Consider the following 1,015-nt stretch of genomic DNA (forward strand, 5'->3'; position numbering starts at 1 on the left):
GTACAGCGCGGCAGCGTGCAGTTCATCGCGAAATATACCGGCGATCCCGAGACACCGGGCGTCGCCTCCACCGAGAAGCTGCCGGACTCCGCACGTCTGCCTGAAAACAAGCTGCAGGACGATCAGCCCAGCATCCCTGCAAACCCGCTCAGCTACCAGGACGCCCTGCCGATTCTGCGCGCCCTCGGCGGTCCTGAGTCTCCCCGCCCCTGGCAGGGCGCACTTCCCTTCACCTACCACCTCGGCGGTAAGGGCGTTACCGCACACATGCGTCTGGAGCAGGACTACGCCGTACGCACCATCTGGAACGTCATCGGCAAGATTCCCGGCACGGACGCTCCTGATGAATGGGTCATCGCCGGCAATCACCGCGATGCCTGGGTCTATGGCGCCGTCGACCCCAACAGCGGCACCGCCGCCATGCTGGAGACCGTACATGGCCTGGGTGAGCTGCTCAAGCAGGGCTGGAAGCCGAAGCGCACCGTCATCATCGGAAGCTGGGATGCGGAAGAAGAGGGCCTGGTCGGCTCCACCGAATGGGCCGAAGAGCACGCGGCCGAGCTACAGCACGCCGTCGCCTACTTCAATACCGACGTTGGCGTCAGCGGCCCGGACTTCGGAGCCTCCTCCGTCCCCTCGCTGCAGCAGTTTGTCCGCGAAGTAACCAAGTCCGTCCCCAGCCCTAAGGGCGGCACCGTGTACGACCAGTGGAAGAAGTCTCAGGAAGAAGGCCGCGGACGCGGCACCTCCACCAGCGCCAGCAATGTCGTGACCTCCGTCGACAACGATGTGAAGGTCGACGCTCTCGGCTCCGGGTCTGATTACACGCCCTTTATCCAACATATCGGCGTACCGGCAACCGACATCGGCTCCAGCGGCCGCTATGGCGTCTACCATTCGGTCTTCGATAACTACGCGTGGTTCGTCAAGAACGCAGATCCGACCTTCGTCTATGAGCAGCAACAGGCCCGCGTCTTCGGTCTGGAGATTCTGCATATGGCAGACGCTGACGTTC

At 63.2% G+C, this 1,015-nt stretch carries 1 protein-coding gene; it reads left to right on the forward strand.

Features of this window, described 5'->3' with window-relative positions; genetic code table 11:
• Positions 1–1,015, forward strand: a 1,015-nt coding sequence (locus tag AB4043_RS26585) for a M28 family peptidase (protein ID WP_442308671.1), incomplete at both ends; no start/stop codon positions are given.

It is taken from the genome of Terriglobus sp. YAF25, assembly GCF_052113305.1.
In the GTDB taxonomy this organism is placed as follows: Bacteria; Acidobacteriota; Terriglobia; order Terriglobales; family Acidobacteriaceae; genus Terriglobus.